The organism is Microbulbifer sp., assembly GCF_051659245.1.
In the GTDB taxonomy this organism is placed as follows: Bacteria; Pseudomonadota; Gammaproteobacteria; order Pseudomonadales; family Cellvibrionaceae; genus Microbulbifer.
The window spans coordinates 20,820-27,331 of record NZ_JBOFOC010000211.1 but is presented as its reverse complement, the minus strand read 5'-3'; the positions used below and the strand labels follow the sequence as shown (position 1 = coordinate 27,331).

Genomic DNA, 6,512 nt, shown 5'->3' with positions numbered 1-6,512 from the left:
CAGCCATCTGCGGCGTTGCACTTGCTTGACGTAGAATGACTACGCCGGCGCAAATGCGCCTTGCATCTGGCCGCTTAGCGGCCCGCTGGTATCACTATTTAGTACCATACAGGACACTAGGGCTTCGCGTTCGACCTTGCGCAGCCCCTTGACCACCAGCCCGTAGGACCTGTCCATCATCCTCTCAATTTCATAGCTCGGCACACTGCCATCCAGCAACACCGTGTTCCAGTGCTTCTTGTTCATATGGTAACCGGGCAGAACGCCCGGGAAAATATCCCGCAGGGCCTGGGCCTCGCCGGGATCGCATTTGAGGTTGACGCTGACTATGCCCTTGCGGGTGCTCAGCAGGGCGAACATCTTGTCTTTTATCTTGAAAACCGCGGCATCCGGGCCGAATGGGAAGTCCTCGACAGCTTCGGGGCGGGAGAGCAGATAATCGCGCGCAGCTTTGTAGCTCAAGTTTCGGAGTTCGAGGCCTAGCAGATGGCACAAGCCGGGGCGACGACAGCAGTTTGCCAAAGCGCTGCCAGCGTTCATCGACAGAATCCGCGCCCTGCTCCACATAGTCCGCCACCAGCTGCTTGCCCCAGTTGTAGTTGATCACATAGGCCCCGTAGGCATCCACGAAGCGCAGGCGCTGCCTGGCCTTTTCCGGGCTCATCAGGGTGTATTGCTGGAATAATTCCACCACCTTGTCGCCGTCGATTTCACCGTTGATATACTGGCGGGCGATCTCGTTGCCGGCGAAGCTGAGTTTTTCGATCAACTCCAATACACGATCGTATTTTTCTGCATCGGCGGGATTCAGTCCCGCGAGCGGGTACAGCACTGCCTTTTCAAACTCAATCTTTTCTCCGCCGGGAAACGCCAGCTCGATACCGTAGTTGGCGCTGCCCTCGGCGATCAGGGACTGGGGGCTAAACAGCGGGTAGACGCTGTATTCCACCCAACCGCGCTTGTTCACCAGTTCGTCTTCCAGCAGCGCATTGTAGGTGTGGTGGCCGGGGTAACCCTCGTGGCAACCGAGGTCTATGGCGCGGTCGATCATGATCGGCAGTTCGGTGTTCACCTGAATCAGGCTCTGCGCATTGCCCTGGTACCAGTTGTAACCGCTCCAGGGTTTGTCGGTGACATATTCCAGCACGAAATTCTCATTGGCCGGCAGTTGAATATGTTTTTTCGTGCGCTCGCGGCAGGCGTCGATCGAGGCGTCGAACACCGCGGACAACTTGTCCTTGGGTATTTCAAACTGCTTCCTGAATTCCTGCACCCGCAGGTGCAGTGGCTGGTCACCGGGCAGCAATTCGTCCAGCTCGGCGAGCACCGGCTCAAACCCGGCAAAGCTCTGCTTCGGCGGCCGGGTGTCGTAGAGTAGTTCTGCCTCGCGATCGAAGTTGCGCTGGCCATCGCCGGCCAGGTGCTCCGCATGGGCGGTTACGGCGCGCAGTTGGGTTTTCAGGTAGTGCGCGCGCAGGTTTTCCATGGAATCGTCCGCGGGGATATCACCAGGCAGCTGTTGTACCAGCGCTTTGGCTCTCCGAGCTATATCCGCAGGTGACGCGTTGCTTTCAACTGTCTTGCCCTTCCACTCCTCCGGCCCGTAGTAGGCATCCACGTAATTCTTGTCGTGATTGCCCAGCTCCAGTACCAGTAGCACATATTCCCTGGCTACCCGATCCATATCCGCCTTCCCAGCATCAGAGACTTCCACCTGCTCCAATGCCCCGGCCTCAATCGCCGCCCCTCCGGCCACTTCCTCTTGCTTGCCGCCGCAGGCGCTTATGACCAGCAGTACCGCCATCAAAGGTAACAGTTTGTGCAGTGCACGCGGAAAATTCATACCGATGTCCTTAATGTGGGGAAGTTGTTATCGTAGCGAAATTCCCTCCTTGAAACACTCCGGAAACGCCTGCATCTTGCGCGTGCGGTGCATATCGTGGTGGGTAATCAGCCAGACATCGATACCCCAACAGCGATTGAGCCAGCGCTGGGCGCCTCGGCCACCCCACCATGCTGGCGGTGCCCTCGGCGATGAACGCCTTTGACTATGCTTAAACGACAAACTTTTAGTCAATGGCGCTGGATTCCGGCGCCCATTTATTATCTCCAGATGTCCCAGGCCAGCTTTCGCTTTTACCGGGAACTGAACGACTTCCTTCCGCGGGCGCAGCGGCAATGCACGCTCACCCACACCTTTTGGGTGCCCGGCTCGGTCAAGGACGCCATCGAAAGCCTCGGCGTGCCCCACACAGAGGTTGACCTGATACTGGCCAACGGCGAATCGGTGGACTTCGATTATCGGGTACAGGACGGCGACCGCATCAGCGTCTACCCCCAGTTCGAATGCCTGGATATAACGCCACTCACCCGTCTGCGCCCGCAACCGCTGCGCGAACCGCGCTTCGTACTCGACTGCCACCTGGGACGCCTGGCGCGCTACCTGCGTATGTTGGGATTCGACACCCTGTACCGGGCCGACTACGGCGACGATACGCTGTTGCAGATATCCCTGGAACAAAAGCGCATCCTGATCTCCCGCGACCGAGGCCTGCTCAGGCGGAGCGAGCTGGAGCGCGGCTATTACGTCCGCGCCACCAGGCCGCGCCAGCAACTGGCCGAAGTGGTGCAGCGGCTGCAACTGGAGCGCAAGGCTCTCCCCTTTTCCCGCTGTATCGCCTGCAACGGCCCCCTGGCTGCGGTGGGCAAGGGGGCGGTGGAACCGCTGCTGCCGGAGAATACCCGCCGCTATTTTCGCGAGTTCTTCCAATGCGGGGACTGCCGGCGCGTCTACTGGAAAGGCAGTCACTTCGAACGTATGCAGTTGCTGGTACAGGAAGTGCTGCAACACACCGGCGATAGCAGCGAACCGCCAGCATGACATTTTCCCAGGAGTGCTTCACGGGCAATGGTAAAGTTTCCATTGCATTTTGGGACTTATTTGGTTATTTTTCCCATAACGAGCAGCTATTTATCCCAGAGTGGAGGTGGAGACGATCTATGCACAAGATCCAGGTTGATCCGGAACACGCCCTGGCAGAGGGCTTTTTCGGCGCCGCCGCGGCCCTCGGGCTCGGCAATACCGAACTGATGGCGGTGCTGGGGCTTAGCCGCTCCTCCCTGGGCCGCCTCAAGCAGGGGGGCACCATAGACCCCTGCTCCAAAACCGGCGAGATCGCCATGCTGGTGATCCGCATCTACCGCTCCCTGGTGCCGCTGAACGGCGGCGATACCGCCAATATCCGCCACTTCATGCAGACCTACAACCACCATCTGGGCGGCCGCCCGGTGGAACTTATCCAGCGCATCGACGGCCTCGCGCGAACCTGTAACTACCTGGACGCCATTCGGGGCGCAGCTTGAGTATCCCGGGGCACGGCTCGAATATCTGGGCCGAGGCGCAGGGAGAGCGCTACATCCGGCCGCTGGACGGCCAGTGCTGGCGCATCGTGGAAAGCCAGCGCCAGGTGGCCACGGTAGCCATCACCAGCAGCCTGGAGAGCCAGGCGGTACTGGAGGAACTGCTGGAAACCCACAGCAAACCACCCCTGCCACCGGCAGCCGCCGACCTGCACTACCTGCTCGGTTCCCCCTTCCGCTATCCGCCATTGCTCTGGGGCTCCCGTTTCGGCCGGCGGTTCGAGCCGGGAATATTCTACGGCGCAGTGCAGATAGGTACCGCCCTGGCGGAGTGCGCCTTCTACCGTTTTGTGTACCTGTCCGGCATGGAGACGCCGCCCCCCAACCGCATCGACACCCAGCACACCGCCTTCACTCTGCGCTACAGCTGCGAGCGGGCCGTGCTGCTGCAGCAGCCGCCGTTCAACCGCTACCCTTCCCTCAGCTCCCCCGAGAGCTATCGCGACAGCCAGGCTCTGGGCAGCGAGATGCGCGGGCGCGGGGTGCAGCTGGCGCAGTATGTCTCCGCGCGGGACTGGCGAGGCGGCATCAACGTGGCTATTTTCGACCCCACAGCACTGGTGAGCCGTCGCCCGGCGCGGGAGACGGGGATCTATTCCCAGGCCACTATCGAGCGCGTCGAGTTCAAAGTGGGCAGCCGCCTGTACCAGTTTGTCCGCAGTCAGTTCGAGGTGGATGGCCGATTGCCCATGCCACCCTCTTAGTCAACCCGGCGATCAAACCGGTCGCTGTGATCTATCTGATCTCCACCGGCTAGCCCTCTTCCGTCCACTGCTCAGCCTCCTCCTCTTCTTCCGGTTCGAATTCCTCCGACACCGGCGCCTTGCGCAACACCAGGAAACCCGCAACGCCGGCGATCACTGACGCCAGCAACACACCGGCCTTGGCCTGCACCAGCAGTTCCGGATTGCCGGGAAAAGCCAGTTCGGAAATAAAGATCGACATGGTAAAGCCGATCCCTCCCAACAGCGCCACGCCGACAATATGGTGAAAGCTGGCGGCGGTGGGTAGTGTGCCAAACCCCAGCTTCCAACCCAGCCAGGTTGCGCCGACGATGCCCACCAGCTTGCCCAGCACCAGGCCACAGATCACCCCCAGTGTCACCGGATTGAACACCGCGGTGGTACTGGTAAAGCTGTCCACGGGAATGCCGGCATTGGCCAGGGCAAAAATGGGGATCACCAGAAAAGCCACCGGTATATGCAGGCGTGTCTCCATGCGCTGCAATGGCGACTGCGCCATACCGACTCCTTTGCCCAGCGCGTTCACCCGCGCGCGCAGGGCGTCGTTGGCGATAATCCTGTCGCCGGGGCGAAAGCAGCGGTCGAAGCTGCGGATAATATCCTTGACGAAAGTGCTGAATGCCACCGGATCGTACTTCGGCCGGGCCGGGATGGCCATGGCGGTGATCACCCCCGCCAGGGTGGCGTGCACACCGGTGATATGCAGTTCGTACCAGAGTAAAACCCCCACAAAGATATACGCGGGAGAGCGGCGTACGCCGGCGAATTTCAGCAACCACAGGATTACCACCAATACACCCGCCACCGCCAGCGCCACCATATTGACGCTATTGGTGTACCAGATGGCGATCACCAGTATCGCGCCCAGGTCATCGACGATCGCCAGCGCCACCAGGAAGGTCACCACCGCCCGCGGCACCCGGTTGCCCAGCAGGGCGATACAGCCCACCGCGAAGGCGATATCCGTGGCCATGGGGATTCCCCAGCCCCGCGCGCCCTCGGTACCACTGTTGAAGGCTGCGTAGATCAGCGCCGGCACCAGCATGCCGCCGACGGCCGCCATCACCGGCAGCACCGCATGTTTCAGGTCCGACAGTTCCCCCACCAGAAACTCGCGCTTGAGCTCCAGGCCGACGAGAAAGAAGAAGATGGCCATCAGGCCGTCGTTGATCCAGTGGTGCAGGCTGAGGGAGAAATTCCAGTCGCCGGCATGCAGGCTGACCGGCAGTTCCAGCAGGTGTTCATAGCCCTCCTGCAACGGGGAGTTGGCGATGATCAGGGCGATCACCGCACAGGTTACCAACAGCAGGCCGCTGCTGCTCTGGCGGCGGATAAACTCCTCGAAAGGGGTTACCAGGCGCCCGAAGGCACCTTCCAGAGGTGCTTCGAAGACCCTCCCCTTGCGAACCCTGAATTTGCCCAGAACGCCTTTCGCCATCTGCCGTCAACCTCCCGTATCCACTAAGCATAGAGCTTCTCAACGGCGGGGGCGGAGGTTAGCATGGCATCCACTTCATCCATCATGCCGACAAAAGTTCATCACTATTTATGACTCGCCTGGATCTGCTACTGGTACAGCGCCACCTGGCCAGCTCCCGCACCCACGCCAAGAAGCTGGTGGATGCCGGCCGGGTATGGCTCGCCTGTGGCGCCGGCTGGCAACCGGCGCATAAGGCCGGGCAGCCGGTGGGCGAGGACTGGGAGCTGCGGGTGGAGCCGTTGCCGGAAGACCGCTATGTCTCCCGCGCCGGGCTCAAGCTGGCGGCAATCCTGGACTACACAGGTCTGGAGCCCCGCGGCTGGCGTGCGCTGGATGTGGGCTGCTCCACCGGCGGCTTCAGCGACTGCCTGCTACAGCGCGGCGCGGAACTGGTAGCGGGTGTGGACGTGGGGCGCGGCCAGTTGGCGCAGAAACTGCGCGACGATCCGCGCATGCGGCTGTTCGAGGGGGTGAACGCCCGCAATCTGGAGGCCGCGCAACTGGCGCCCTATGGCAACGATGGTTTCGACGCCATTGTGATGGACGTGTCGTTTATCTCCCAGACCCTGATACTGCCCCGCCTGCCGGCACTGTTGAAACCCGGTGGTCACCTGCTCAGCCTGGTAAAACCCCAGTTCGAGGTGGGGCCGGAACATATCGGCAAGGGCGGGCTGGTGCGGGACGAAAAGCTCTATCCCCAGGTGCGGGAAAAAATCACCGCTCTGTGCGAATCTTTGGGACTGGAAGTGGAGGCCTATATCGACAGCCCGATCAAGGGCGGGGACGGCAACCGGGAATTCCTGCTCTGGGCACAGAAGGCCAGGGAAAGCCTTCTGTAGGAGCGGCGGGGCGGCCAGCCGCCGCTGGCC

The 6,512-nt window shown here is 61.3% G+C and carries 6 protein-coding genes; 4 read left to right on the top strand and 2 right to left on the bottom strand.

The genetic code is table 11. The features are described from left to right. Positions 1-39: 39 nt before the first annotated feature. Complete coding sequence (locus ACRC0P_RS19480) at positions 40-462, bottom strand: MmcQ/YjbR family DNA-binding protein (RefSeq protein ID WP_438632971.1); 423 nt, start codon at positions 460-462, stop codon at positions 40-42. A 1,588-nt stretch (positions 463-2,050) separates the two neighbouring features. On the opposite strand from ACRC0P_RS19480, the gene ACRC0P_RS19475 reads away from it, so the two are divergent. The 3 genes from ACRC0P_RS19475 to ACRC0P_RS19465 all read left to right on the top strand — a co-directional run bounded on the left by ACRC0P_RS19475 (position 2,051) and on the right by ACRC0P_RS19465 (position 4,124). Further along, positions 2,051-2,881: a Mut7-C RNAse domain-containing protein gene (locus ACRC0P_RS19475; protein WP_438632970.1), complete on the top strand. Its 831-nt coding sequence runs from the start codon at positions 2,051-2,053 to the stop codon at positions 2,879-2,881. A gap of 119 nt (positions 2,882-3,000) precedes the next feature. Further along, positions 3,001-3,363, top strand: coding sequence for an MbcA/ParS/Xre antitoxin family protein (locus ACRC0P_RS19470; protein ID WP_308368156.1), 363 nt, complete (start codon positions 3,001-3,003; stop codon positions 3,361-3,363). Next, entirely contained in the window at positions 3,360-4,124 is a 765-nt protein-coding gene (locus ACRC0P_RS19465) for an RES family NAD+ phosphorylase (protein WP_438632969.1), read from the top strand. The genes ACRC0P_RS19470 and ACRC0P_RS19465 overlap by 4 nt, the downstream gene beginning before the upstream one ends. A 49-nt stretch (positions 4,125-4,173) precedes the next feature. Here the strand turns inward: ACRC0P_RS19465 and nhaA are convergent, their stop codons facing one another. Continuing rightward, on the bottom strand, positions 4,174-5,601 hold the full coding sequence (gene nhaA, locus ACRC0P_RS19460; protein ID WP_438632968.1) for a Na+/H+ antiporter NhaA: 1,428 nt from the start codon (positions 5,599-5,601) through the stop codon (positions 4,174-4,176). A gap of 110 nt (positions 5,602-5,711) precedes the next feature. Here nhaA and ACRC0P_RS19455 point away from each other — a divergent pair, with 110 nt between their 5' ends. Continuing rightward, a complete protein-coding gene (locus ACRC0P_RS19455; RefSeq protein WP_438632967.1) occupies positions 5,712-6,482 on the top strand; it encodes a TlyA family RNA methyltransferase in 771 nt (256 codons plus the stop codon). Positions 6,483-6,512 lie beyond the last annotated feature (30 nt).